This window comes from Hymenobacter daecheongensis DSM 21074 (genome assembly GCF_900141805.1).
Taxonomy (GTDB): Bacteria; Bacteroidota; Bacteroidia; order Cytophagales; family Hymenobacteraceae; genus Hymenobacter; species Hymenobacter daecheongensis.
Genome location: NZ_FQYN01000008.1, coordinates 59728 through 86595, shown reverse-complemented (window position 1 = coordinate 86595; position 26868 = coordinate 59728). Strand labels below are relative to the sequence as shown.

Below are 26868 nucleotides of genomic sequence, written 5' to 3'. Positions count from 1 at the left end.
CTCCCTCACGAATACCGGCGCATTGGCTGCGCTCAAGTGCCAAGGCCCCGCCAAAGCTTCTGGATGGAGCTTCGGCGGGGCCTTTTCTAGGTTTAGGGCAAAATTGTATTATAGAGGCTTTGCGAAGTTGATCAGCAAGAAAGCCCGACAAAGTATTTTATTAGAAAAATCAATATATTAATTGAAATAATATTATCTTGCATTGTAAACGCTGATGACCACTGGTGTGGTAGGTTGAAATAGAGCCGAATACGGCCATTGCTTTTCTGCTGTTTTAGGGCGTCTCTGGGGCTTAGAAAGTCTTTTCGGTGGCTGCATTAAAGGATCGGGCAGCAGGCCAGGTTTCGGGTAGGAGAGGGGGAAGACATAGGGCCAGCTGGCTGGGGGCCGGGGCGGTGGCTTGGTAAGCCAGCACGTCTCAGGGCCGGACCGCGCAATTAGGCGGCAGGACCGTAGCCGGCGGATACGCGGCGCAGGCAGAGCAACACAATCATTTTGAGTAGTACAATCATGGAAATCTTAACGAACAAAACAATGCGGAGTAAGCCAACAATTATTGCCTGGGCGCTACTGCTGCTTGCAGTCGTTTTTAGCCGGCCGCTGCTGGCGCAGGCTCCACCCGCGGGGTTCACTTCCTCAGTTGTCTCGTCGGGGTGGAATGAGGCGGTGGGCCTTGCCTTTAATAAGACCGGCACAAAGATGTTTGTGTGGGAGCGGCCCGGCCAGGTGTGGGTGGTGGAAAGCGGCCAGAAGCGCCTGCTACTCGATATAGGCCCCGAAGTTGGGGCTTGGGAAGACCATGGCCTGCTGGGCTTCGCCCTCGACCCCAACTTTGACACCAACGGCTACCTGTACCTGCTCTATGTAGTAGACCGGCACCACCTGATGAAATTTGGCACGCCGGCCTACAGCGCCACCACCGACGAATACTTCAGCGCCACCATCGGCCGGCTCACCCGCTACACGGCCACCAGCCCTACTACCAGCTGCACAGTGGACCCAAGCAGCCGCAAAATTCTGCTGGGGGCCACCAAATCGACGGGTATTCCGTCTACCTTCAACGGGCACGTAACCAACGCCCTGGTGTTCGGCACCGATGGCACGCTGCTGATTTCGACCGGCGACGGGGCCCACCCTTTCCCGGACTACGGGGCCTACAACGCCACCTACGCCGCCCAGGCCCTGGCCGACGGCATCATTACCAGCAAGGAAGACGTAGGCTCGTTTCGGGCGCAAATGGTGAACTGTCTGAGCGGCAAGATTCTGCGCATCAACGCGGCCACCGGGGCCGGCATTCCCAGCAACCCTTTCTATGACGCGGCCAACCCCAATGCCCCGCGCTCGAAAGTGTGGGCGGTGGGCACCCGCAACCCTTTCCGGATGACGCTGAAGCCCGGCACCGGCAGCACCGACCCCGCCGCCGCCAACCCCGGCGTGCTGTATGTGGGCGACGTGGGAGCCACGCTCTGGGAGGAGATTCATGTGGTAGACAAGCCCAAGCAAAACCTGGGCTGGCCCCTGTTCGAGGGCCTGACTACCTACCCCTCCTTTATGACGCAGAACACGCCTAACCTCGACGCGCCCAACCCGCAATACAACATCGGGGGCTGCACGCAGCAGTATTTCTACTTCCGCGACCTGGTGAAGCAGACCACGCCGACCGGCACGGCCACGTTCACTAACCCCTGCGACAACACCAAAACCATTCCGGCCACGGTGCCCACCTTCGTGCACAACCGTCCGCTCATCGACTGGGGCCACGGCGCGGGGCCTTCGCGCACGGGTATTTTCAGCGGCCAGACGGCAGCCACCATTGATATTGGCGCGCCGGGCTCGCCGGTCAGCGGGTCGCAGTTTGGCGGCAACGCGGCCACGGGCGGCGTGTTTTATCCGTACAGCGACTTCCCGGCCGGGTATCAGAATACGTACTTTTTCGGCGACTACGTGGGTGGCTGGATCCGCAACCTGGTGGTGGATGGCAGCAACAAGCCCACCGCCGTGCGCGACTTCGTGAACACCGGGGCCGTGCCAGTAGCCTTTGCCGTGAGCCCGGCCGAAACCGGCTTGTTCTACGTGAATTTCTACCCTTCTGAAATCCGCAAAATCACCTACGGCACCAGCGGCAATACGCCCCCGGTCGCCGTAGCTTCCTCCGATAAAAAGTTCGGAACCAGCCCGTTAATGGTGCAGTTCACGGGCAGCGCCTCCTCCGACCCGGATGGGCAGGCCCTGACCTACCTGTGGAACTTCGGCGACGGCACCACCAGCACGGTCGCCAATCCGACCCACACCTTCACCACCGCTACCTCGGCCCCCACCAAGTACACCGTGACGCTCACGGTAAAAGATCCGCAGAACAACACGAACCAGACTTCGCTGGTGATATCGGCCAACAACACGCCGCCCCAGGTTACCATCACCAGCCCGGCCCCGAACACGCTGTATCCGCTGACCGGCAACACCACCTACAACCTGCGGGCCACCGTGACCGATGCCGAGCATAGCGCCGCGCAGCTCTCGTACCAGTGGCAGACGATTCTGCACCACAGCACCCACCAGCACCCCGACCCCATCAATACCAACGTGCAGCCCACGACCACCATTGCTCCCTACGGCTGCGGGGCCGAGACGTACTATTACCGCATCACCCTGACCGTGACCGATGCCGCCGGCCTGGCCACCACGAAGGAGGTGCGGCTCGATCCGGACTGCACCACGACCAGCTTCACGCTGGTGGATGCCGACACCAACGAGGATATTCAGGCCGTGATAAACGGCACCGTGCTGAACCTGGCCACGCTGCCCACGCGCAACCTGAACATTCGGGCCAATGCTAATCCGGCCACCACGGGCAGCGTATTGTTTAGCCTGAGCGGCACCGAAACCCGCTCGCAGCTGGAGAATGTGACTCCGTACGCCCTGTTTTCCGACGTGGGCGGCGACTACAATTCCTGGACCCCGGCCGTGGGCTCCTATTCGCTCACTGCCACGCCGTATTCGGCCAGCGGGGGTGGGGGCACGGCCGCCCCGGCCCTCACGGCCAATTTCACCGTGACCGACCAGGCCGCGCCGGTTTCCTACACCCTCACGGCCAATACCAGCGGTACGGGCACGGTGAGCAAAAGCCCGAACCAGGCAACGTACCTGAGCGGCACCAACGTCACGCTGACGGCCACGCCTGGCGCGGGGCAGCAGTTTACGGGCTGGAGCGGCGATGCTACCGGCACCACTAATCCGCTGACGGTGAGCATGACTGCCAATAAAATCATTACGGCCACTTTCGCTCCCATCCCGGTCAGCTACACGCTCACGGCCACGGCCAGCGGCAGCGGCACGGTGAGCAAAAGTCCGGATCAGGCTAGCTATGGCAGCGGCACCGTCGTTACAGTCACGGCCACGCCGGCGGCAGGCTTCACCTTCGCGGGTTGGAGCGGCGCCGCTACCGGCACCGCCAACCCGCTGAGCGTGACTATGGATGCCAACAAGAGCCTCACGGCCACCTTCACCGCCACCACCGTGAGCTACACCCTCACCACCACCACGAGCGGCACGGGCGCGGTAAGCAGAAGCCCCGACCAGGCGACGTACCTAAGTGGCACCAACGTCACACTCACGGCCACGCCGGGCGCGGGGCAGCAGTTTACGGGCTGGAGTGGCGGGGCTACCGGCACCACCAACCCGCTGACTGTGAGCATGACCAGCAACAAGACCATCACCGCCACTTTCGCTCCCATCCCAGCCAGCTACACCCTCACGGTGACTACCAGCGGTACGGGCACAGTGAGCAAAAATCCGAACCAGGCGACGTATGTGAGCGGCACCAACGTCACGCTCACGGCGACACCGGGCGCGGGGCAGCAGTTTACGGGCTGGAGCGGCGGGGCTACGGGTACTACTAACCCGCTGACCGTGAGCATGACTGCCAACAGAACCATTACGGCCACTTTCGCCCCTATCCCGGCCGGTCAGTCTCTGGCAAGCTTCACGCTGGTGAATGCCGATACGGACCAGGATATTCAGACGCTGACTACGGGGGCCACCCTGAACCTGGCCGCGCTGCCCACGCGCAACCTAAACGTGCGGGCCAACACGAGCCCCGCCACGGTGGGCAGCGTGGTGTTTGCCCTGAGCGGGGCGCAAGTGAAAAACCAAACCGAGGGCTTGGCACCGTATGCGCTGTTTTCTGACGCGGGCGGCGACTACAACCCTTGGACTCCATCCGTGGGCTCCTACTCGCTCACCGCTACGCCCTACTCGGCCAGCGGCGGCACGGGCACGGCCGGCACCCCGCTCACTATCAGCTTCACTGTGCAGGACGTGGCCGCGCCGGGGCCGTTCACCCTCACCGTCACCACGAGCGGCACGGGCACAGTGAGCAAAAACCCCGACCAGGCAACGTACCCGAGCGGCACCAATGTTACGCTCACGGCGACACCGGGCGCGGGGCAGCAGTTTACGGGCTGGAGCGGCGGGGCCACCGGCACCACTAATCCGCTGACCGTGAGCATGACTGCCAACAGAGCCATTACGGCCACCTTCGCCACCGTAAACACTGTGGCAAGCTTCACGCTGGTAAATGCCGCCACCGACCAGGACATTCAGCCCCTGACCACGGGCGCGACCCTGAACCTGGCCACGCTGCCCTCGCAAAGCCTGAATATTCGGGCCAATACCAGCCCGGCCACGGTGGGCAGCGTGGTGTTTGCCCTGAGCGGGGCAGAGGTGAAAAATCAGACTGAAAGTGTGGCCCCCTACGCGCTATTTTCTGATGCGGGCGGCGACTACAACCCCTGGACTCCGCCCGTAGGCTCCTACTCGCTCACCGCTACGCCGTATTCGGCCGGTAGCGGCGCGGGCACGGCCGGTATCCCGCTCACGGTCAGCTTCACCGTCATCAGCCAGGTGGCGCCGGCCGCGCCGCTGGCCAGCGGGCTGCAGGCGCGGGCCGCAAGCCGGCCGGCGCAGGTTTTCCCAAATCCTTCGGCCAGCGGGCGCTTCGTGGTGCGGGTAGCGGAGCCGTTGGCGGGCGAGGTGGCCTATACGCTGCTCTCATCAGTGGGGGCGGTGGTAGCTACCGGCCGGCAGCAGCTTGAGCAGCCGCAGTCGGCGCTGTCCTTTGATTTTGCCCAACAAATGCCGGCCGCCGGCCTCTATTATCTGCTATTGCAAAACGGCGGGCACACCATTCAGCTCAAGGTGGTGCGCAACTAGCCCGGCCGCGCAACGCGCGGTGAATACCCCGGCAGCCTCATCAAGCAATTGGTGAGGCTGCTGCTATTATGAGCGGGCCGGAAACGAACTGCCCCAGCATCGCGGCACGGCTGCCCGATATGAGCGAATCATTTACCTGAACAGCAGCAGTCTGGCTACAGAACTGATTAGCTGGGTTCGCAAATGCCATTCTATTGCCTGATAAGGCAATAATTTAGATTTTTAATAAAAAAATGATATAAAACTAGACATTCTCGTATAGATACTGTTTACCTTAACAGACAGATTATCTGCGCATAGCGAGGTAATTCGGGTTTATGGAAGTCCGGGTTCGGAAATAATGCCCGGAACGGGGAAGTATGCCAGAGCAGCAGGAGAGGAGCTACTGGTTCTTGATTAGATTTTGTTTGGACACGCCTAAATGCCATACATATGCACACCATCTTGCCTCCCGCTCCACCTTTTGTTTTTCGCCTGCTCCGCTGGCCGATTATCGTGCTGGCCCTGGTACTCTTTGCGCCGCTCCTCGGCCAAGCTCAGGTAAAAATAATGCCGTTCGGAGCATCTACCACCCAGGGTGATGCCAACTACAACTCCTACCGCCGGGCACTGTGGCAGAAGCTACAGGCGGGCAACTACAGCGTCGATTTTGTGGGCTCCCAAAAAGGCAACTACAACGCCCCCACGCCCAACCCGGACTTCGACCTCGACCACGAAGGCCACTGGGGCTGGCTGGCGGGCCAGCTACTGGTAGATGCCCAAAGCTGGGCCGCCACCTACCAGCCCGATATTGTGCTGATGCACGTTGGCACGAACGACATGATGATAGACAACGGCATTGAGGATACCAAAGTGGAGATAGGGGAAATAATCGACCGGCTGCGGCTGGGCCAGCCCAACGTGACGGTGCTGCTGGCCCAGCTGCTGCCGGTAGCGCCTAGTGGCCCAAATAGCAATATCACGGCGCTGAATGCCCTGCTGCCGCAGCTGGCGCAGCAAAAATCCACGGCCCAGTCGCGCATCCTCATAGTAGACCAGAACACGGGCTTCAACCCCACCACCGATACCTATGATGGCATTCATCTGCTGGCTGCCGGCGAGGCCGAAATGGCCAGCCGCTGGTACGCGGCCCTGCAGCCGCTGCTCGGCCCGCCGCCCGCCCCCGCGCACACGCTCCTGGTGAACGTGAGCGGCAGCGGTACGGTGAGCCGCAGCCCCGATCAGGCCAGCTACGCCAGCGGCAGCACGGTCACGCTCACGGCCACGCCCGCGGCGGGGCAGCAGTTTCTGGGCTGGAGCGGGGCGGCCAGCGGAACGACCAATCCGCTGAGCGTCACGCTCACCAGCGATAAGGTCGTCACGGCTACGTTTGGTCCGCTGCCCGCCGCTCCGGCTTTTGCCGTTGTGAGCTTCACGCTGGTGAATGCCGATACGGATCAGGATATCAAGACCTTGACTGCCGGCGACACGCTCACGCTAAGTTCGCTGCCCACGCGCAACCTGAACCTTCGGGCCAACACCAGCCCCGCTACGGTGGGCAGCGTGGTATTCAGCCTGAGCGGCGCGCAGGCCCGCAGCCACACCGAGAGCATGGCCCCCTATGCACTGTTCAGCGATTCGCAGGGCGATTATTTTGCCTGGACTCCCACCGGGGGCTCCTATAGCCTCACGGCCACACCGTATGCCGAGGGCGCTGGCGGCGGCGCGGCCGGCACGCCGCTCACCCTGGGCTTTTTCGTGCGCGACCAGCCGAATCCGGTGTTCTACGCCCTGATGGTGAACGTGAGCGGAAGCGGCACAGTGAGCCGCAGCCCCGATCAGGCTACTTACGCCAGCGGTAGCGTGGTTACGCTTACGGCCACCCCCGCGGCCGGGCAGCAGTTCACGGGCTGGAGCAGCGACTCCGTTTCGCTTGGCACCGCCAATCCATTAAATGTCACGGTGACCAGCAGCCGGGTCATCACGGCCAGGTTTGGCATGCTGGCCGCCGCCCCGGCTTTTGCCGTTGCGAGCTTCACGCTAGTGAATGCCGATACAGATCAGGATATCAAGGTTCTGAGTGCTGGCACGCGGTTGAATCTGGCCGCGCTGCCTACCCGTAACCTGAACGTGCGGGCCAATACCAGCCCGGCCACCGTGGGCAGCGTGGTGTTCAGCCTGAGCGGTGCCCAGGCCCGCAGCCAGACGGAGTCGGTGGCCCCTTACGCGCTGTTTTCCGATGCCAGCGGCGACTACAACCCCTGGACCCCGGCCGTCGGCGCGTACTCGCTCACGGCCACGCCCTACAGCGGCGCGGGCGGAGCCGGGGCCGCAGGCACGGCTCTCACGCTGAGCTTCAGCGTTATCGATTCAACGGCGCAGACTCCTGCCGTGACGGGCTTGATGCTGGTGAATGCCGACACGGACGCGGATATTCAGCCCATGACGGACGGCATGACGCTGGAGCTGGCCGCGCTGCCCACCCGCAACCTGAACATTCGGGCCGTCACCAGCTCGGCTACCGTGGGTAGTGTGGTGTTTGCCCTGAGTGGGGCGCAGGTTCGCGGCCATTCAGAATCAGTGGCCCCGTATGCCCTTTTCAGTGATGTGCAGGGCGATTATTCGGCCTGGACCCCGGCCCTGGGCTCCTATTCGCTCACGGCTACTCCGTATGCCGGCGCTGCCGGTGCCGGCGCCGCTGGTCAACCGCTAGCATTAAGCTTCCTGGTACTGGAGCAGAAAGCCGCCAAAGCGTCGGCTGCCGTTCCCGAAACGGCCCAGGTTTACCCCAATCCGTCTTCCGATGGCCGCTTCACCGTGCGCTTGCCCCGGCAGCGGGCCGCGGTAGCCTACACCGTCGTATCGGCCTACGGAAAAGTGATGACCACCGGCAAGTGGTCGGTGAGCCAGCAGGACGCCCCGCTCACGCTGGACCTGGCGCGGCAGCTGCCGGAGCGCGGCCTGTACTACCTGCTACTGGAAAGCCCCGGCCTGCATGCCCGCCTCAAGCTGCTGCGGCACTAAGCAACAAAAGCAAGCAGCGCTGACACATTGCCCCGGTTAGGTGCTGTTGGTTGCTAACAGTTCGTTCAGCTATAATTGGTTACAAAACACCCCGGAAACTCTGGCCATCCAGCGCCAGACTCCGGGGTATTTTTTGGTTATGCAGGTGGGAGGGCTCTAGCTGCCGATACTTCTGGCTCTCCCTCAACCTCACCCCCTAGCCCCCTCTCCATGGGAGAGGGGGAACTAGCCTTTAGCTTCTAGAGTGCTGATAAACAGGTCTGAAAACTAGAGCTAGTCCCCCCTCTCCTATGGAGAGGGGGCTAGGGGGTGAGGTCAACGGCGCAAGATTTCCGCCGCACTCAGGGGACTACAAACCGCTTAGTGAAGCTGCCATTAGCTGAAGTGAAGCGCAGCAGGTACGTGCCCGGCGGCAGCCCTTTGGTAGAAACGGTGCCGAAGTCGGCCATCGGGGCTGGGTACTGCGCCAGACGACGGCCTTGCACCGTGAACAGCTCCAATTGGCCGGCCGCGGAGCTGCCGCCCGCCACCACATAGTGCAGCCGCCCATCCTGAACGACCGTGGGATACACGTCGAGCCCTTTCGCACTGGTTTTGACGGCCACGGTTCGCACGGGCGAAAAGCTTGCCTCACCGCTGTAGTCCAGCTGGTAGAGGCGGTAGTAGAGCAGGTGGGGGGCGGCGGGAAGCTCGGTATCCAGGTAGCTGTACTGGTGGGCCGTGGTGGTAGTGCCATGGCCGGGAATGGTAAGCAAGTCGGTGAACACCCGCCCGTTTATGCTGCGTTGCAACACGAATTCCCGGTTGTTCAACTCGCTGGCGGTAGTCCAGCGCACCTGCACGGCCGCGCCCTGGGCCTGCGCCGTAAAGGTGGTGAGCGTAACGGGTAGCGGGCCTGCCTGGTCTACCACCGAAAAGCTGAGGCTGAGAGCATCGCCGGCCGTGCCGCCCGCATCGGCCGCCGGATAGGGTGTGGCCGTGAGCGAATAGGAGCCCACGGCCGGGGTCCAGGGCGAGTAGTTGCCGCCGGCATCGGAAAACAGCGCGTACGGCTCCACATTCTCCAGATCGTCTACCACTTGCTGCCCCCGTAGGGCAAACACTACGCTGCCCACCGTGGTCGGGGCCGTATTGGCCCGAATGTTCAGGTTGCGGGTGGGCAACGTGGCCAGATTCAGCCTCATACCGGCCGTCATGGTCTGAATATCCGTGTCCAAGTCGGCATTCACCAGCGTAAAAGTCGTCACGGTGCCGGTGGGGTCAGTCACGTTGAAGCTGACGGTGAGCGGCGTGCCGGCCGTGCCCCCGCCGCCGGCCCCGCTGTAGGGCGTGGCCGTGAGCGAATAGGAGCCGACGGCCGGGGTCCAGGGGTTGTAGTTGCCGGCCACATCCGAAAACAGCGCGTAGGGCGCACCCGTCTCAATCTGGTTGCGGGTTTGGGTTCCGGTCAGGTCAAATACCACGCTGCCCACCGTGGTGGGGCTCGTGTTGGCCCGAATGTTCAGGTTGCGCGTGGGCAGCGTAGAGAGGTTAAGCGTCGCGCCCGTCGTCAGGGTCTGAATGGCCTGGTCCGTGTCGGCATCGATCAGCGTGAAGCTCGTGACGGTGGTAGGGTCGATGACGGTGAAGCTGATGGTGAGCGGAGTACCGGCCGTGCCTGTGCCGCCGCTGGCCGAGTAGGGTGTAGCCGTGAGCGTATAGGAGCCCACGGGCGGGGTCCAGACGAAGTAACTACCCAGAAAATCGCTGAACAGCGCGTAGGGGAACACACTCTCCGTAATGTTCTGCGTTTGCGTGCCGCTCAGGCTGAACACGACGCTACCCACCGTGGCCGGGTCGGTATTGGCCCGCACGTTCACGTTGCGGGTGGCCAGCGTGGCTAGGTTTATCACCGCGCCGTCCGTCAGGGGCTGAATGTCCGTGTTCATATCGGCATTCACCAGGGTGTAGCTCGCCACGGCCTGGGGCGCTACGGTCACGCTCACCTCATCGGCCGGGCTGGCCGCACCCAGGTTGTCGGTCACGATGAGGCTGAAGACGTATGTGCCCGCCACCAGCCCCGTGAGCACAGGAGCCGCCACGGAAACGCTGCTGAACGCGGCCGTATTCGGCCCGCTCACTTGGCTCCAGGCATACGCGCTGATCGTGCCATCCGCATCGGTGCCTGCCCCGCTCAGCGTAGTGGTGCTGCCTGCGGGCAGAAACACCGCCTGGTCGGGCCCCGCGTTGGCTACCGGTGCCTGGTTGGCACCCTGTATGCCAGGCCAAGCGGCGGCTCCCATATCAGGCCTAACTGCCAGAGCCGACAAGCTCAGCAGTAGAAATACTGCGCAAACCGTAGTTGAACGCAGGTAAGAGAGAAGAGTAGCAGAAGTTTTCATATCCCGGCTTTATAAAGTCCAACAAAACAGCTCTCTCACCAAATCTAATGATATAAAACATTATTGCAAAATTTTTATTTTAATTTGTATTGATAATGGCGAAACGCAACTGTAAAGCGGTAAATTCGCATAAAATAAGGACGGTTGAGCCAGCAATTCAGGAGCATTTTCCACAAACTCTTGTACGCGGGACTGTAGCCGTGCTGCTTCAAAAGGCGCTCCGTTCGTTCTAGTAGTCAGAATGGTAGAGGCCAGGCCTTACATGGCTGAGGCCGCTTATTATACACGGCTGAGGCCGCTTATTATGCGCGGTACAGGCCGTGCCGGTTCACTGCCATACGTGCAAGGCCGCGCTTCCGCATCATCCGCCAGCAACAGGCTGGTTGTGGGCAATGGGTCAGCTGCAGCCATTGCGGCTAGCCATTGCGGCTCCGGCGCTTGGGATGCGCACATGCTATGATGATGGATGGCCCTGCCGCGTTGCGTGCTTTATCAGTTGGGCCTATCACACTATGAGAAGCCCAATCAAGTATTCTGACGGGTCAGCGGCTGCTGGCTTGCACGGCATATGGCCCACAATTGGATACGAAGCACCTGAACGTGCCGGTCAGGCCAGATCGGTGGTAAGGGCGGCGGGCTGCCGGCTGCTGGTAGGCTGGCTGGGGGCCGCCGGGCCGAAGCCGTGCGCTGCCCGCTCCCGCACCCGGCTCTGAATCAGCTGCCGGGCCTGCCAGATGCTGCCCCAGTGCTGCCACACGTAGCGGTAGGCCCGCAGCGAGGGCCGCTCCAGCAGCACACAATAGAGCAGAATGCCCAGCTGCCGGGGCAGCGCCCGCAGCCAAATGCCGGGCAACTCGCGGCGGGCCGGGTTTTTGAGCAGCAGCAGCCACTGGTTTTTCACGGCATCGGCCTTGATGTTGCCGCTCAGGCGTAGGCGTACTCGCAGGTTGGCCGGCCGGAACTCGCGGGGGTGCAGGGCGCGGCAGGCAGGGTCAAATACCGTGCGCCAGCCAAACAGCCTCCCGCGCCAGGCAATGTCCCAGTCTTCCTTGTGGGCAAAAAACCGCTCGTCGAAAAACTGTCCTTCTACTCGCAAATCATCAATAAAAGCCCGCCGGTAGAGCGGCAGGGCCCCATCGGCCCCGTCTACGGGGCCGGTGGTGAGCGGGGTGTCGTGGAGCGGCTGGGCGTGGTGGCGCAGCCGGAAGCGCCCATCGGGCAGGGCCTCCATGCCGGTACTGTCGATGCGCGGATTGGCCTCGCGGCTTTGTAGCAGCAGTCCGCACACGGTTCCCGTGCGCTCATCGGCGCGGAGCGTGGCAAGGGCGCGGGCCAGGTAGTCGGGCTCCATCTCAATGTCGGGGTTCACCAGCAGCACGGCTTCCGAGTGGGTGCGGTCGAGGGCGTAGTTGTGGCCGCCGCAGAAGCCGGTGTTGCGCGCCAGGCTGTGCAGCCGCACCCGCGCATCGCGGGCCGCTATGGCCGCTACCTTGTCGCGCGTGTCGTCGGCCGAAGCATTATCGACCACCCACACCTCAAAGTCGGTGTACGTCTGGGCCAGCACCGATTTCAGGCATTCCTCAATAACAGCAGCGCTGTTCCAGGTGACGATAGAGAGCAGGACGGAAGGCATAGCGGAGAGGGCTGAAAAGGAAGTGAAGGGGGGCAGAGCACAGTGGCCGCCCGGCACTCAGGCTGTTTGCAGCGTGCGCTGGGGCATAGCTTGGTGCAGGGCCTGCCGCAGCGCAGCAAGGTCCACAGTTAAGTCATCCTGCCGGTCGGCGGAGGCCTTCTGGCCCGAGGCCTCGTCGGCGCGGCTAATGAGCGGGTAGTGCGGCATCTGCAGGCGGGTGGTCAGGTCCAGATAGTCGCCTACCACGAGGTTGCGCGGCAGAAACTCGACCAGCGAAGTGCCCGGCGCACAGAACAGAATATTGGCCAGGCCGGCCCCTACGGGCCCTACCACCGTGCGGGCCCCGGCAAACAGGGCTGCCTTCTCGCGCAGACTCAACTCGCTGAGGGCATAGCTCTCGAAGCCATACTGGGCCAGCAGGGCTTCTACCTCCGCCTCGTTGCGCACCCGCCGGAAGGCCGCATCACGCCGGCTCACATACACGAATGGGCTGAACTGCCGCGGCTGCCGGCCCCGCGTGGCGAGCGGCAGGTAGGCCTGCTGCATAAACTGGCCTACCCACGGCGGCGCGTGGTGCCCTCCGCCCCGTACCGGCGAGGTAACCACCAACTGCTCGGCTACCAGATGTGTATGCTGCTGCACATCAATGATCTGCTCATCACGAATGCCTAGCTCCAGCAGCGAATCGACGGCAAACTGGTGACGGCGGTCATAGATCAGGAAGTAGTCGATGGAATCCCAGAGGCCGGCTTCCTGCACCAGGTGCAGGCGCGGCAATGAGTCGAGCAACCAATGATAATAATTGCCGATGGCGGCCCCACCGCCCGACAGCAGGCTGCACACCGTGCCCGGCACCCGCACCGGCGGCTGAAAGTAGCGCTGACGCAGCACCGGGTTTTGGCTAGCCGGGGCCATGCCATAGGTAGTGGGCGAGAATTGCAGCGACACATCGGCCAGCAGCTGGTTGTCGGCCGTGATAACGGCCAGGCTACTGCGATTATCCACGTTGATGCGGCCACCCGGCAGGCTAAGCACGAAGGCCGCGGGCACCTGCTCGCGCGTGGGCACCGGAGTGTAGTAGCAGGGGCGCAGCACGTCAAATACTTCCGGCACCCTCAGTTCCGAAACGTAGGGCTCGTACACTTCGGCATAGCTGGCGCCGCTACCCGGCTGGTCTGCTAGGGCTTTGCTGCTGGCCTGAATGCCGGTGGGGCGGTAGTGCACGTTGTGGGGAAGCAGCTCGCGCGCCACCTGGCCGGCGCGGCGCTGAACTCGGGACAAGAGCGTGTGGGCAGACATGGGAGAGACGGTGAAATATCAGATGGAAGGCAAAGCTGAATAGCGGCGCGGCGGCGAATAGGCTTCGGGAGCGGCGGGCTGCGCCTGCCGCAGGCAGTGCGCCAGCGCGGCCAGGTCCACGGTCAGGTCTTCGCGCCAGCCGTCGTGGCGGGCGTGCAGCGGGCCGGCAGCGGCCTCGGCCACCAGAAACTGGTGGGACAGGCCCAGCCGGTAGCACAGCTCCGGGTATTCAATAACCGTGAAGTGCTTGGGAAACAGCTCGATGACCGGCGTGCCGGGCGGGGCAAAAACCAGGTTGGCCAGCCCCGCGCCGGTGGGCGCTACAATGAGCCGGGCCCCGGCGAAAAGAGCTATCTGCTGGGCAAGGGTGTAGTGGCCCAACACGTGAGTCTGGAAGCCGTAGGGGCGGAGCAGGTCCTCCACGGCCGCCTCGTTCAGCACGTGCCGGGCGGGCGCGTCGCGGCGGCTCAGGTACACGTAGGGGCTAAAGGCCCGAGGCGCGGCGGCCGGCAGCAGCGCCTGCCGCAGGAAAGTGCCGGCCCACTCGGGCGTGTGCGTGCCCTGCCCGCGCACCGCCGAGGTCACCACCAGCCGGTCGGCTACCAAATGGCGGTGGGTGCGCACATCAATTATCTGCTCGTCGCGGATGCCCAGGGCCAGTAATGAATCGACTACGAAGCGGCGGCGGCGGTCATAGATCAGGAAATAGTCGATGGAATCCCAGAGGCCGGCTTCCTGCACCAGGTGCAGCCGCGGCAGCGAGTCAATGAGCCAGTGGTAGTAGTTGCCTACGGCCGCCCCGCCGCCCGACAGCAGGCTGCACACCGTGCCCGACACCTGCACCGGGGCCGAAAACCAGCGCAGCCGAAACACATTGTTGGCCTCGGGCCGGGCCAGGTCGGCGCGCTGGCCGTCATACTGAAACGACGCATCGCCCACCAGCCGGTTATCGGCCGCCATGATGGCTACGCTCTGGCTGTTATCGGCCAGCAGCCGGCCCCGGTCCAGGGTAAGCACAAAGGCCGCGGGTGTGTGCTCGGTGCGGTTGGGCTTGGCGTGCAGGCCTCCGTAGTCGGTGATGTGCTCGTGCAGGGCCTCACTCACTTCCAGGTGGGTGGTTTGGGCCGGATACAGCTCCGCGTAAGTAGCTCCGCTGCCGGGCCGGGCCGCCAGGGCCTGGCTGCTGGCATGCACGCCCACCGGACGGTAGCGGCCGTGGTGCGGCACCAGCTCGCGCAGGCGGCGGCTGGCCCAGCGGTGGGCTTTGTTCACCAAATCAGACATGGCGTAGCAGACTAGCTAGAGAAGAGAAGGAGACAGAGCAGATAACCGCGGGGCTACCCGGCCGACTGCGGCACCAGCGAGCGGCGCGGTACGGCGGCCCGCCACTCTTCCGAGGCCAGCACGGCCCGCAGCCCGGCTTCCAGCCCGATGCGGTGGTGCCAGCCCAGCGCGTGCAGCCGGCTCACATCCAGTACCTTGCGCATGGTGCCGTCGGGCCGCGAAAAGTCGAATTCGATGTCCCCCGTGAAATCCACCAGCTCGGCAATCAGCTCGGCCAGCTCCCGAATGGTCAGATCCTCGCCGGGGCCTACGTTCATGGGCTCGGGGTCATTGTAGTGCTGCATCAGGTGCAGGCAGGCCTCGGCCAGATCATCGACGTGCAGAAACTCGCGGCGCGGCGTGCCCGTGCCCCACACCTGCACCCGGTCGTGGCCGCCGGCCACGGCCTCGCTGAACTTGCGCAGCAGCGCGGGCAGCGCGTGCGAGTTGTGTAGGTCGTAGTTGTCGCCGGGGCCGTAGAGGTTGGCGGGCATCACCGAGATGAAATTGCTGCCGTACTGTGCCCGGTAGGCTTCGCACATCTTCAGGCCCGCTATTTTGGCCACGGCATATGGCTCGTTGGTGTGTTCCAGCGGGCCGGTCAGCACGTATTCTTCCCTGATGGGCTGCGGGGCCAGCTTCGGGTAGATGCACGACGAACCCAGAAACAGCAGCTTTTTCACGCCCTGCACATGGCTCTGATGAATGACGTTGGTCTGAATCATCAGATTCTCATAGATGAAATCGGCGCGGTAGGTATTGTTGGCCACAATGCCGCCCACCTTGGCGGCGGCCAGCAGCACGTAGTCGGGCTTTTCGCGGGCAAAAAAATCGGCCACGGCGGCCTGCTCGCGCAGGTCCAGCTCGCCCGAGGTGCGCACCAGCAGGTTGTGGTAGCCCGCGTGGGTCAGCCGGCGCACCAGGGCCGCGCCCACCATTCCCCGATGACCAGCCACGTAGATTTTGGCATTTTTTTCCATAAAAAGCAGAAGGTAAGCGGCGGGCAGCCGGGGTGGTTTCCGGGGCCGCGGCCGGAGCCCGCCCCGCCGGCCAGAGTCAGCCCGATAGTGGTAAGAGGTTGGAAGAAATTCAGGCGCGGGCCTGGCTGGCGAAAGTAGGCAGGCCGGGCTTACTCGTCGTGGTAGTGCAGCACGGTGTGGCCGGCCTCCACCAGCACGGCATCGCGCTGAAACAGGCGCAGGTCGTGCTGCACCATGTCGCTGACTAGCGCGGGCAGGTCGTAAGTAGGGTGCCAGTCCAGCTCGGTCTGGGCGCGGGTTGGGTCGCCGATGAGCAGCTCCACCTCCGTGGGCCGGAAGTAGGCGGGGTCCACGGCCACCACTACTTTGCCGGTGGCTATCTGAAACTCGGGGTTGTGGCAGGCCACCACGTGGCCCACTTCGGCCGCGCCTTCACCGCTGAAGGTCAGCTCAATGCCCAGTTCGGCAAACGCCAGCCGCACAAACTCGCGCACCCGCGTGGTAACGCCGGTGGCAATGACGTAGTCGCGGGGCTGCTCCTGCTGCAGCATGCGCCACATGGCCTCCACATAGTCTTTGGCGTGGCCCCAGTCGCGCTTGGCATCCAGGTTGCCCAGATACAGCTTGTCTTGCAGGCCCAGGGCAATGCGGGCCGCGGCCCGGGTGATTTTGCGCGTCACGAAGGTTTCGCCCCGGCGTGGGCTTTCGTGGTTGAACAGGATGCCGTTGCAGGCATACAGGCCGTAGGCTTCGCGGTAGTTCACCGTAATCCAGTAGGCATAGAGTTTGGCCACGGCATAGGGCGAGCGGGGGTAGAAGGGCGTGGTTTCGCGCTGGGGCACTTCCTGCACGAGCCCATACAGCTCGGAAGTGCTGGCCTGGTAAATGCGCGTTTTCTTCGCCAAGCCCAGAATGCGCACGGCTTCCAGCAGCCGTAGCGTGCCCACGCCATCTACATCAGCCGTGTACTCGGGCATATCAAACGACACCTTCACGTGCGACATGGCCCCCAGGTTGTAAATCTCGTCGGGCTGCACTTCCTGCACAATGCGGATCAGGTTGGTGGCATCCGACAGGTCGCCGTAGTGCAGGCGGAACCGGACGTGCGCCTCGTGCAGATCCTGGTAGAGATGGTCGATGCGGTCGGTGTTGAACAGCGACGAGCGGCGCTTGATGCCGTGAACTTCGTAGCCTTTGGCCAGGAGCAGCTCGGCCAGGTAGGCTCCGTCTTGTCCCGTGATACCAGTGATGAGGGCGCGCTTCATACAAACAAGAGTTGAGTAGACTGTTTACGGATCGGCTTTCAAGTTCATCAGTTGAACTTTATTGACAAATTATTGTATTAATATTTACAATAACAACAAGTCAGGAATATTTATTTACTTATTTAAATAATGAATTGCATAACAAAGGCGCTGGACCGGATTTGAGGCTGCCACTGTTGCGCCCATGATATGCCCCGCCCCAACGAGCAGCCCAACGCCGGAAAACCAGCAGGCCGCCGGCCGGCCCAAACGACAAAAGCCTGCCCCTTTGCAGGAGCAGGCTTTGGCCGGCAGACCAGACCCGAGGACCTTAGTCGTTGAGTAGTAAAAGGATAGTGGGTGGGGCGACGCTCCGGATGAGCGTCAGGCCTGGATTACTTCTTCCAAACCTCCACACCCGACAGGTTGGCGTAGCCACCCGAGCTGGTGATGGTGATGGTGCCGGCCGTCACGTTGGCGGCGTAGGGGCCCATCTTCTTCCAGCTACCCGCCGAGCCACTGTTGAAGTTGCTCACAGCCGGCTGGCCGTTCACCGAGAGGCTGTAGGTTTCGGCGTTGTTGTCTTCCCAAACATACATGTACACATCGTACGAGCCATTTGGTACGGCAGTCATCTTGAAGTTGAGCGCCGGGCCGAACACCGAGGAGCGGATCATCGAAGCGCGGGAGGCATCCGTGGCCGGCGTCAGCGCCACGTTCTGGTTGGCAAATGCTCCGCCGTTCACCGTGTAGTTGGCGGCCGTGCTACCCTGCCAGGCGTTGCCGTCCAGCGTCATGGCCGAGCCATTGATGTTGATAGCGCGGTAGAACGTGCCGGCTCCGGCCGGAGGAGGCGTAGCAACACCGGCTACGGTTACGCTTTTGGCGGCCGAGGTAGTAGCGGCACCGGCATTGTCGGTGGCGCGGGCCGTCAGGCTCAGCGTGCCGGCCGCAGTCGGCGTGAAGCTCAGGGCGTAAGGCGAGGTCAGGTCTTCACCCAGCTTGGTGGTGCCGTTGAAGAACTCCACTTTGCTCACGGTGCCATCGGCATCGGCAGCGGTGGCCGTCAGCGAAAGGGCCTGGCCCACAGTGCCGGTGGCCGGAGCCGTCAGCGTAACGGTTGGGGCGGCGTTGGTTGGCGTGGTCGAGGTGCCCGCTTTCCAGATTTCGATGCCCGACAGGTTCGCATTGCCACCGTTGGCAGCGGCCAGGTTGATGCTGATGTTGCCGTCCGTTACGTTAGCCGTGAACGGGCCGAGTCGGTCCCAACGGCCACCGTTGCCGCTGCTGTAGTTGCTCTGTACCGTCTGGCCTTCCACGCTGATGTTGAAGGTAACCGGGTTGTTATCTTCCCATACATACAGGTACACCTGGTACGTGGCGTTGGCTACCCCGCCCACCGTGGCGGTAATGTTACCGTTGAACACCGACGAGCGGATCATGTGGGCCCGAGCAGCGTCGGTAGCAGGGTTCAGCGCTATGCCCTGGTTTTCAAAGGACATGCCATTCACCTGGAAGTTAGCTGCGCCGTTGCCGGCTTCCCAGCTGAGGCCGTCGATGGTAGCGGCGGGGCCGTTCAGGTTCAGAGCCCGTACGAAAGTGGCGTTGGTAGGAGTACCCGTGCCACCCGTGCCGCCGCCCGTGGTGGGGGCCGAGATGGTAACCGAAGTAGCAGCCGTAGAAGTGGCGGCACCGGCGTTGTCGGTAGCGCGGGCCGTCAGGCTCAGGGTCGAAGCCGCCGTGGGCGTGTAGCTCAAGGAGTAAGGAGCCGAAGTGTCTTCGCCCAGCTTGGTAGCACCGTTGAAGAATTCTACTTTGGTTACCGTGCCGTTGGCATCGGCGGCCGTAGCGCTCAGCGTGAGGGCCGTGCCCACGGTGCCGGTCGATGGTACGCTCAAGCTAACCGTAGGAGGCGTGTTGGTAGGAGTGGGGGGAGGCGTAGTGCCGCCACCAACACCAATCGTGAGGCCGTTCTGCTGCACTTTCTGCTGCCACGAAGTCCATTCCGACTGCTCCTGCTGGAGCGTTACGGGGTTCGGCATGTGGTTGGTGTTGTAGCAAGGGCCGCAGGCACCAGGGCTCAAGTCCCGACGGTCTTTGAAGGGCTCATTGCCACCCCAGGCCACGAAACCGATGGTGTTGTTGTCGAACTTGTTGTTGTAGAACACGTTGCTGGGCTGGCCATAGGCATTCCACAGGCCGGCACCGGCGTAGTTGGCCTGCAGCTTGCGGCCGTCGGGCAGGTAGCCGCTGGTCACAAAGCGGTTGTCGTGGAAGATGTTGTCGTGGCCGCCGGCAATGTTCATGGCAGCGCAGGTGCTCACAAGCTGGTTGTTGTAGCCGTCTACGTGGGCCGTTACGCCGCCGGGGCCGGCGTTGTCGCCGTCGAGCGTGATGCCCGAACCCGTGTAGTTAGGGCTGGTAGCGGGGAAAGGATAGGCACCCTGGATGTAGTTATCGTGCATCCGGATCGGGCTGCCGGCTACCCCCGACGAGTTGTACAGGTTGATGTTGTCTTCCACCAGCGAGTTGTCGGGGTCGTTGATCACCTGGTTCCAGGCAATTTCGGAGCCTACCAGACCCAGCACACCGTTCATGCCCAGGAAGTTGGCGAAGGTGCCACCGCCGTTGCGGTAGCGGCCGTCGATGTTTTTCGCCTGGTTGTAGCGGATGGTCAGCGTCTGCTGCGCCGTGCCGTTGCCACCCCACAGGTAGATGAGAATACCAATGGTATGCTCGAAGTAGTTGTGCTCAATGACCACCGACTTACCCGAGTTCACCTCCACGAATACGCCGTGGCGGGTGTTGTCTTTGCTCTGGGTGAGGCCGTAGCCGCGGTTGTTGCGGATGATGAGGTTAGAACCCCCATTCTTCGCGTCGATCAGGTCGCCGGCACCAGCCAGGATGCAGTTCTCGATGATAACGGGCTCCGTGGTTTCCAGCTTGATAACCGGCACATCCGAGTTGGTGCTGCGGTAGTTGCCCGAGTACGTACCACCTTTCGTGATGGTGATCGGGCCTTGGTAGGTCACATTTGGGGCCTGCCCCTGCGCCCGGCTCAAACCAGGAAACAGCAGCAGCAGGATGAACATCATCGCCGACAAGGGCAAAAAGCAAGCACCGGAGCGGTTGCTGAACGCGAGAGAAAAACGGTTTTCAGTGCCTTTTTGCATTCTGTGTGCTTTTGAAGGAAAAAAACTATATATGGATGATTGGCTAAACCAGGGTGAAAGCCAATTTGTTCCGGAAGGCAGAATCAAATTTGTTATATTCATCAAAAAGCGGCTCCTGATTGCTGGCTTGCGCATTTTGGAGTCTTATTATTTTTTCATCCGGCGCCAGATGAAAGAATGATAGACTCAGATTCTGCGCTGTTCTGCCAATCTGGTTTTCAAGAATCCTCTTTCTGATTCTATTTGAGGCTTTTTAGCTTTCCGCACATCTCATCCCGGTCTGCTGGCAGCCGTGCTGGCCAGCGCAATTTGACTTGTCTTTTAGGTCCTATTCAAAACGCCGAATCCGCGTTCTGTAAGCGCCTTTTGAAAAGTCCGACTGTTTCTTAACTTGTTAAAGTTATAAAACAGCTGAAGAGGTTCAATGCAAATGTACTAAAGATGTCGAATCGGCAAGCGGTTGTGGCAGGCTCAAATAATAGTATTTTAATAATATATAGTTTGAATTACAGCTTGGTTTACTGCGTTTTTGGCTCATTTTGCCGGTTTTTGCCTGCGCCCCTCCCGGCCCAACAGTTGGTCACAAAGCCAAAATTTTGTTACTGGTCTGGTAATTAGCAGGATGGCACACCCTGATAGCCCGCTACTGGACTGCCGAAAGGGCCACTAGCTGCAGAAAAGCGCCGGACTAGCATGCGCACACTACTGTTTTGGTGGCAAAGGCCAAATCATCGCGCACGTTTTAGCGCGGCTTCCAGCTTGTTGCTCAAGAAATGGTGTGGCAAACCGCTCCGCCACGAGCAGCGCGAGCTTCTGGGTGTTGCAGTTGCCACCCAACCACCGCAAAACGGCTTTAGATACCCCAAATCATCAGAAGCTTCGATTTCAGCGCGAGCCGTAGCGTAGCCGCCTTGTTCTGACCGCGCTGCTAGCTCCGCTTATATAATAGGTGTGCAGCCGTGGCGGCCTCACACTCCGCCCAGATGGACTGGCTAGGCAGTAAATGTGCTGTGGGGTTTGGATAAGAAAAGAGGCGCCACTGGTGAATATGATTATTAAAATTTTTTATATTAAATAAATAATGTTAATTCGGCACGTGTACTGCTCCCTGGTTGGTTGAAGATTATGGCGCAGACTGGTTTTTCGTTCCTGTTCCCCTTTCCTTTTGTGCTATGATGAACCACACTACTCATTCGTCGGTGGCCGCTCCACCGGATCAACTTGTGGCCCCGCCTATTGCCATGTTCACTACGTTTGTGCACCCTGAGGCCGCGCAGCGCGTGCAGGCGGTGCTGCAAAGCACTTTTCTGAGTGAGGGCAAGCTGGTAAAGGAGTTTGAAGCGCGCCTGAGCGCCGAGCTGGGCATGGTGCATCCGGCCGCCCTGAACAGCGGCACCAGTGCCCTGCATCTGGCCCTGGAAGTGGCCGGCATCGGTCCCGGCGACGAGGTGATTCTGGCGCCCCAGACGTTCATTGCCTCCGCTATTGTGGTGGTGCAGGTGGGCGCTACGCCCGTTTTTGCCGACATTCAGTACGAAACCGGCAACCTCGACCCCGCCGACATCGAGCACCGCATCACGGCCCGCACCAAAGCCATTATGGCGGTGCACTGGGGCGGCTACCCCTGCGACCTGGACGAAATTCACGCCATTGCCCGCCGCCACGGCCTGTTCGTGATTGAGGATGCCGCCCACGCGCCCGGCGCTACTTACAAAGGCCGCGCTATTGGCTCCATCTCCGATTTTACGTGCTTTTCCTTCCAGGCCATCAAGCACCTGACCACCGGCGACGGTGGGGCCCTGTGCGCCCTGGACCCCGAGCGGGCGCGGCAGGTGTTCCGGCGGCGCTGGTTCGGCATTGACCGGGCCAACTCGCCCATCTCCGAAATCGGGGAGCGGGAATACGACCTGACCGATGTGGGCTACAAATATCACCTCAGCGACTACGCCGCCGCCCTGGGCCTGGCCAACATGGAGGGGTTTCAGGAGCGCATGAGCCGCCGCCGCGCCCTGGTGCGCCAATACCAGACCGGCCTGGCCGGCGTGCCCGGCCTGCAGCTGCTGCGGCACCAGCCCGACCGCGAAAGCGCGCACTGGCTGTTCGGGATGCACGTCGAAAACCGGCTGGACTTTATTCGGGCCCTGAAAGCCCGGGGCGTGGCGGCCTCCGTGGTGCACGATGGCATCGACCACAACACGCTTTTCGGGGGCAAGCGCCCGGAACTGGTGCAGCAGCGGCGCTTCGACGAAACCCAGATCCATACTCCGCTCCACGACGATTTGAGCGCGGAGCAGGTCAGCTACATTATTGAGGTCATCACCCAAGGCTGGTAATCGGAACGCATGAAAGTAGTTCTCTTCGGGGCCACGGGGTTTGCCGGCCGCAATGTGGCCCAGGTGCTGCGCCAGCACGGCGTAGTGCCCATCGAGTCGTCGTTGAGCCGGGGGCTGGACCTGCGCGATACGGCCGCCACGGCCGCGTTTCTGCACGCGCAGAAGCCCGAGTTTATCATTAACTGCGCCGCCCACGTGGGCAGCCTGAACTACGTGACGGAGAAAGCTGCCACCGTGGTAGCCGACAATGCCCGCATGATTCTGGGCATGTATGAGGCCGTGGCGCAGGCGTGTCCGCAGGCCATCGTCATCAACCCCATTGCGAACTGCGCTTATCCGGCGGCGGCCGATATCTTTCGGGAAGATGAGTGGTGGAACGGGCACCTGCACCGCTCGGTGCTCAGCTATGGCACCAGCCGCCGCATGCTCTGGGCCGTAGCCGAGTGCTTCCAGATGCAGTATGGCGTGCGCAGCATTCATCTGCTCACGCCCAACATGTATGGCCCCTACGATTCCACTGATCCGAACAAGGCTCATGCGCTTAACGCTCTGATTTCCAAGTTTGTGAAGGCCGAGTGCAGCGCCCAGCCCGAACTGTCGGTGTGGGGCACGGGCAGCGTGGTGCGCGAGTGGCTCTACGCCCCCGATTTTGGCCGCCTGATCTGGGAAGTGCTCCAAAACCCCGACCGCGAAGGTCTGTGCCAGCCGCTGAACCTGGCTCAGAACGACGGCCTGAGCGTGAAAGCACTGGTCGATATCATTCAGAGCAAGTTTGACTACCGCGGCCAGGTGGTGTGGGACCACAGCAAGCCCGATGGAGCCCCGAAAAAGGTGATGGACGATACCCGCTTCCGGCAGGTGCTGCCCGAATTCGAGTTCACCGATTTCAACGAGGGCATCCGCGAAACGGTGAAGTATTATCAATCGGTGTATCCGTATTGAGTTGTGAGTCTGGGAAATCGTCTGTCATCCTGAGCAAAGCGAAGGACCTTATGGGATGGGAACGACAAGCGTCACAACGACTCGTTCTGCCGTGATAAGGTCCTTCGCAAGCTCAGGATGACAGACGACCACGACTCCACCTAATGCGCTAGGCCCGCGCCTACGCCGGCGCGGCCTGCCAGCGGGCGGGCCGGACCCACGGCCACGCCGGCGCGCCGCAGCTTCTGTTGCCAGCGTGTTTCTTCGGCCTGCTCTGTCTGCAGCGTAATGGGGTTGGGCAAATGGATGGTGCCGGTGCAGGGCGAGCACGCGCCCACGCTCAGGTCCTGGCGGTCGGCGAAGGGCGTTTCGCCGCCCCAGTGCACGAAGCCGATGGTGTTGTTGGTGAAGCGGTTGGCGTAGAAAACGGAGTCCGGCTGCTTGTACTCGTTCCAGAGGCCGATGGCGGCGTAGTTGGCCGTCAGGCGCAGGCCCTGGGGGAGCAGGCCGCTGGTAACGAGGCGGTTGTGGTGAAAGTGGTTGTCGTGGCCCGCGGCAATGTTCAGGGCGGCGCAGGTGCTCACCACCTGGTTGTCGTAGCCCTCCACGAAGGCGGTAGTGGCGCGGGCCGAGCTGGCGTCGCCATCCAGGGTAATGCCCGAGCCGCTGTAGCTCGCACTGGTAGCCGGAAAAGGATACGCGCCCTGAATGTAGTTGTCGTGCAGGCGGGCGGGGCTGGCCGCGGTGCCGCCCGAGTTGAAGAAGTTGATGTTGTCCTCAACCAAGGAGTTGTTGGGCTCATTCACCACTTGGTTCCAAGCCACTTCCAGGTTAGCCAGGCCGCGCACGCCGTTCAGATCCAAGAAGTTGGCGAAGGTGCCGCCGCCGTTGCGGAAGCGGCCGTCGATGTTCTTGGCCTCGTTGTAACGCACGGTCAGCGTCTGATCGGGGGAGCCATTGCCCGCCCACAGATACACGCTGATGCCCGAGGTGTGCTCGAAATACGAATGCTCTACGCGCACCGACTGCGCGGAATTCACCTCCAGAAACCGCCCGTGCCGCTCCTGATCCAGGGAGGGCCGCGTGCCGTAGCCCTGGCAGCCTTCCACCGTGAGCTGGGCCCCGCCCGCCGTAGCCCGAATCAGGTCGCCGGGGCCGGCCAGCAGGCAGCCCCGCAGCAGCACCGGCTCGGTGGTTTCGATGCTGATGCAGGGCACGCGCGAATCGGTGCTGCGGTAGGTACCCGAGTAGGTGCCGCCCTGCCGGATGATGAGCACAGCTTTGGGCAAGGCCGCCGGTGCCTGCGAAGGCCCCAGCAGCAGGCCAACGCCCGCCAGCACCGGCACCCAGCGCAGCCAGCCCGGCAGGGCAAGTCGCTTGGCACCTAGCCCGAATGGCCGCGCGGTATGTACCGGGCCGCGCCGGAGCGTGTACTGCTCATAAGACTTGCGCAGGTCAGGGTTTTGCATTCTTCAGATTAAGCCTGAAAACAGGCAGACGAGTCTGGAGCGCACCTACGCCAGGCTGGATTCCCACCGTACGCTGGGCTGGTCTTCAAATACCATAAATTCCCGGAGCGAAGCAATAGGCTGATCGGGGCGGTGCAGGTGGCACAGCGGCACACGGCCGTAGAAGGAAGCCCACATCGAATACGTGCTCAGCGGGCCGATAATGTAGTCGCAGCCCGCCATGGCGTACAGGTCTTCCACGGCGTGGTTGGTGGAACGGCCCGTATCGAAGGCCGCAAAATCGGCATCGGCGATGGTTTCGTTGGAGAAAAGCAGGAACCGCACCCGCGTGGTGGCCGGAAACAGCGCCTGCATCTGCTGCATGGCCCGCACGAACGTGGCGTTGTCGTAGAGGTAGGCTCCGCCATGCCAGCCCGCGTAGTCGCCCCGCCGGATGTGCACGCCTACCAGCACGTCGGCCGCTTGCCGGTTGGCGGTCAGCACATGCTCCACGGCGCGGCGATGCGCGGCAATGGGCCGGAAGATCCGGCGCAGCAGGTCGCCGTTTTGGGCAAAGTGCCGCTTATCACGAAACTGCCAGCCGTGCACCAGCAGATCCTCCGTGTGCGCGGCCGTGAGGTAAGCCGAGCTGTTGAGGTCCACATCATTGGCCCCGTGGTCGGTGAGCACCCGCACGCCCAGCAGGCGCTGCAGCCAGGGCGCTCTTTGAGCCACCGCGCCCCCCCAGCGCAGGCGCAGCGCCCGGAAAAACACCCGAAACCTGCGCGGCCCCGGTTGGAGGCGCACCGGCAGCCCGTCGAAATCCTGCCGGACAGTGCCCTCGAAAAAGGGGGCGTAGCGCTCAAAGGAAGGAATGGCCAGCTCGTAGCGGTGCTCGGCCACATTGACCAGAAAATGGGAAGTGAGCAGCAGATGATTGCCGAAGCCGTCGAGGTCCTGAGTGAGAATAACCATGTAGTGAGGGCCTCCGCCGGACCCGGGGGCGGGCGCGGCATCCAGAAACGAGGCGGGCTGGAAGTGAAAGGGAGAGAGGAAGGAAAGCGCGGGCGGCTCAGTGCATGAAGTAGCCCACCAGCCGGCGGGCATAGCCATTGAGCAGGTAGTAGGGCAGGTATTGGGGCGGACAGTTTTTGAGCGAGAAATGCGTGAAGTTGCGCAGGTTGCCGCCCCCCCGGATACCGAACAGGTGCTGATAATAGCCGCGCAGGCTGCGGAAGCGCCGGGTTTGCTCCTGCCCGCTTTCCTCGGGGTAGGTGCTCAGGCGCGCATCGTAGTTGCAATACACCGGAAAGCCATGCCGGCGGGCCACGCTGGTGTAGTCGAAATCGGCCAGGTAGTGAGGCAGGCGCTTCTCATCGAACAGCCCGATTTTTTCGATGACGACCAGCGGAATGAGCAGCCCCCGGCCCGGCAGATACGTGACCGGGTGCAGGCCGTGGCGCTGGCTGGCGGGCAGCTCGGCCAGCAGGTCGTGGCGGGTGTTGGTGCGCCAGTTCAGCCGCTCACCGCCGTATACAGGCTGGCCGGTGGCCACATCCAGCTCCAGCGCGCCCAGCACGGCCGTGGGGTGCTGATCGGCCCAATACAGCATCCGGTCCACGAAATCGGGCAGCACCAGCAGGTCGTTGTTGAGCGTCATGATGCGGCTGGCCCCCAGCGCCAGCGCCCGCCGGATGCCCAGGTTCACGCCGGCCGTCCAGAACAGGTTGCCGTCGCCGGTGACCACTTCCACCTCCCCAAATTCGCGAGCCAGCATCTGGTCGGTGCCGTCGGTCGAGCCATCATCGACCACCACGACGCGGAAGTCCTGGCGCGTCTGCTGCCGCAAGGACAGCAGGCAGTCGCGGGTGTATTTCAGGCGGTTGAATACAGGAATGACGATGAAAAGCATGGGTGAA

15 protein-coding genes are annotated in these 26868 nt (G+C 62.3%); 5 read left to right on the top strand and 10 right to left on the bottom strand.

Annotation, left to right across the window (positions count from 1 at the left end; translation table 11 throughout):
* Window positions 1-510: 510 nt before the first annotated feature.
* Window positions 511-5211: an InlB B-repeat-containing protein gene (locus BUB62_RS15250; protein WP_084539109.1), complete on the top strand. Its 4701-nt coding sequence runs from the start codon at window positions 511-513 to the stop codon at window positions 5209-5211.
* A gap of 432 nt (window positions 5212-5643) precedes the next feature.
* Window positions 5644-8214, top strand: a complete 2571-nt coding sequence (locus BUB62_RS19435; protein WP_073111540.1) for an InlB B-repeat-containing protein — start codon at window positions 5644-5646, stop codon at window positions 8212-8214.
* 341 nt (window positions 8215-8555) lie between these two features.
* Here the strand turns inward: BUB62_RS19435 and BUB62_RS15240 are convergent, their stop codons facing one another.
* The 7 genes from BUB62_RS15240 to BUB62_RS15210 all read right to left on the bottom strand — a co-directional run bounded on the left by BUB62_RS15240 (window position 8556) and on the right by BUB62_RS15210 (window position 20169).
* A complete protein-coding gene (locus BUB62_RS15240; protein ID WP_073111538.1) occupies window positions 8556-10496 on the bottom strand; it encodes a T9SS type A sorting domain-containing protein in 1941 nt (646 codons plus the stop codon).
* A 706-nt stretch (window positions 10497-11202) separates the two neighbouring features.
* The gene (locus tag BUB62_RS15235; RefSeq protein WP_073111536.1) at window positions 11203-12228 is read right to left on the bottom strand and encodes a glycosyltransferase family 2 protein; all 1026 of its coding nucleotides are present in this window, start codon (window positions 12226-12228) and stop codon (window positions 11203-11205) included.
* A 57-nt stretch (window positions 12229-12285) separates the two neighbouring features.
* Window positions 12286-13509, bottom strand: coding sequence for a glycosyltransferase family 61 protein (locus BUB62_RS15230; protein ID WP_159437474.1), 1224 nt, complete (start codon window positions 13507-13509; stop codon window positions 12286-12288).
* 36 nt (window positions 13510-13545) lie between these two features.
* Window positions 13546-14811 carry a glycosyltransferase family 61 protein gene (locus tag BUB62_RS15225; RefSeq protein ID WP_073111532.1) on the bottom strand — a complete coding sequence of 422 codons (1266 nt, stop codon included), beginning with the start codon at window positions 14809-14811 and terminating at the stop codon, window positions 13546-13548.
* Between the two features lie 53 nt (window positions 14812-14864).
* Window positions 14865-15830, bottom strand: a complete 966-nt coding sequence (locus tag BUB62_RS15220; protein ID WP_073111530.1) for a GDP-L-fucose synthase family protein — start codon at window positions 15828-15830, stop codon at window positions 14865-14867.
* A 149-nt stretch (window positions 15831-15979) separates the two neighbouring features.
* Window positions 15980-17095 carry a GDP-mannose 4,6-dehydratase gene (gene gmd / locus BUB62_RS15215; protein WP_073111528.1) on the bottom strand — a complete coding sequence of 372 codons (1116 nt, stop codon included), beginning with the start codon at window positions 17093-17095 and terminating at the stop codon, window positions 15980-15982.
* A gap of 374 nt (window positions 17096-17469) precedes the next feature.
* Window positions 17470-20169 carry an Ig-like domain-containing protein gene (locus BUB62_RS15210; protein ID WP_073111526.1) on the bottom strand — a complete coding sequence of 900 codons (2700 nt, stop codon included), beginning with the start codon at window positions 20167-20169 and terminating at the stop codon, window positions 17470-17472.
* Between BUB62_RS15210 and BUB62_RS19125 the strand changes: the two genes are divergently transcribed.
* The 3 genes from BUB62_RS19125 to BUB62_RS15200 all read left to right on the top strand — a co-directional run bounded on the left by BUB62_RS19125 (window position 20159) and on the right by BUB62_RS15200 (window position 23522).
* A complete protein-coding gene (locus BUB62_RS19125) occupies window positions 20159-20428 on the top strand; it encodes a hypothetical protein (RefSeq protein ID WP_143164213.1) in 270 nt (89 codons plus the stop codon). The genes BUB62_RS15210 and BUB62_RS19125 overlap by 11 nt on opposite strands.
* Before the next feature lie 991 nt (window positions 20429-21419).
* Window positions 21420-22580, top strand: coding sequence for a DegT/DnrJ/EryC1/StrS family aminotransferase (locus tag BUB62_RS15205; RefSeq protein WP_084539107.1), 1161 nt, complete (start codon window positions 21420-21422; stop codon window positions 22578-22580).
* Window positions 22581-22589: 9 nt separating this feature from the next.
* A complete protein-coding gene (locus tag BUB62_RS15200; RefSeq protein ID WP_073111524.1) occupies window positions 22590-23522 on the top strand; it encodes an NAD-dependent epimerase/dehydratase family protein in 933 nt (310 codons plus the stop codon).
* 140 nt (window positions 23523-23662) lie between these two features.
* Here BUB62_RS15200 and BUB62_RS15195 read toward each other — a convergent pair whose 3' ends face one another.
* From BUB62_RS15195 to BUB62_RS15185, 3 genes are all read right to left on the bottom strand, one after another.
* Window positions 23663-24970, bottom strand: a complete 1308-nt coding sequence (locus BUB62_RS15195; RefSeq protein ID WP_073111522.1) for a hypothetical protein — start codon at window positions 24968-24970, stop codon at window positions 23663-23665.
* A 45-nt stretch (window positions 24971-25015) separates the two neighbouring features.
* Window positions 25016-25924, bottom strand: a complete 909-nt coding sequence (locus BUB62_RS15190; protein ID WP_073111520.1) for an alpha-1,2-fucosyltransferase — start codon at window positions 25922-25924, stop codon at window positions 25016-25018.
* Window positions 25925-26021: 97 nt separating this feature from the next.
* Complete coding sequence (locus BUB62_RS15185; protein ID WP_073111518.1) at window positions 26022-26861, bottom strand: glycosyltransferase family 2 protein; 840 nt, start codon at window positions 26859-26861, stop codon at window positions 26022-26024.
* Window positions 26862-26868: the final 7 nt, after the last annotated feature.

Coding starts and splice junctions, on each gene's coding strand:
- BUB62_RS15250 (WP_084539109.1), top strand. CDS start 511: ATGGAAATCTTAACGAACAAAACAATGCGGAGTAAGCCAACAATTATT.
- BUB62_RS19435 (WP_073111540.1), top strand. CDS start 5,644: ATGCACACCATCTTGCCTCCCGCTCCACCTTTTGTTTTTCGCCTGCTC.
- BUB62_RS15240 (WP_073111538.1), bottom strand. CDS start 10,496: ATGGGAGCCGCCGCTTGGCCTGGCATACAGGGTGCCAACCAGGCACCG.
- BUB62_RS15235 (WP_073111536.1), bottom strand. CDS start 12,228: ATGCCTTCCGTCCTGCTCTCTATCGTCACCTGGAACAGCGCTGCTGTT.
- BUB62_RS15225 (WP_073111532.1), bottom strand. CDS start 14,811: ATGTCTGATTTGGTGAACAAAGCCCACCGCTGGGCCAGCCGCCGCCTG.
- BUB62_RS15220 (WP_073111530.1), bottom strand. CDS start 15,830: ATGGAAAAAAATGCCAAAATCTACGTGGCTGGTCATCGGGGAATGGTG.
- gmd (WP_073111528.1), bottom strand. CDS start 17,095: ATGAAGCGCGCCCTCATCACTGGTATCACGGGACAAGACGGAGCCTAC.
- BUB62_RS19125 (WP_143164213.1), top strand. CDS start 20,159: ATGAACATCATCGCCGACAAGGGCAAAAAGCAAGCACCGGAGCGGTTG.
- BUB62_RS15210 (WP_073111526.1), bottom strand. CDS start 20,169: ATGATGTTCATCCTGCTGCTGCTGTTTCCTGGTTTGAGCCGGGCGCAG.
- BUB62_RS15205 (WP_084539107.1), top strand. CDS start 21,420: ATGATGAACCACACTACTCATTCGTCGGTGGCCGCTCCACCGGATCAA.
- BUB62_RS15200 (WP_073111524.1), top strand. CDS start 22,590: ATGAAAGTAGTTCTCTTCGGGGCCACGGGGTTTGCCGGCCGCAATGTG.
- BUB62_RS15195 (WP_073111522.1), bottom strand. CDS start 24,970: ATGCAAAACCCTGACCTGCGCAAGTCTTATGAGCAGTACACGCTCCGG.
- BUB62_RS15190 (WP_073111520.1), bottom strand. CDS start 25,924: ATGGTTATTCTCACTCAGGACCTCGACGGCTTCGGCAATCATCTGCTG.
- BUB62_RS15185 (WP_073111518.1), bottom strand. CDS start 26,861: ATGCTTTTCATCGTCATTCCTGTATTCAACCGCCTGAAATACACCCGC.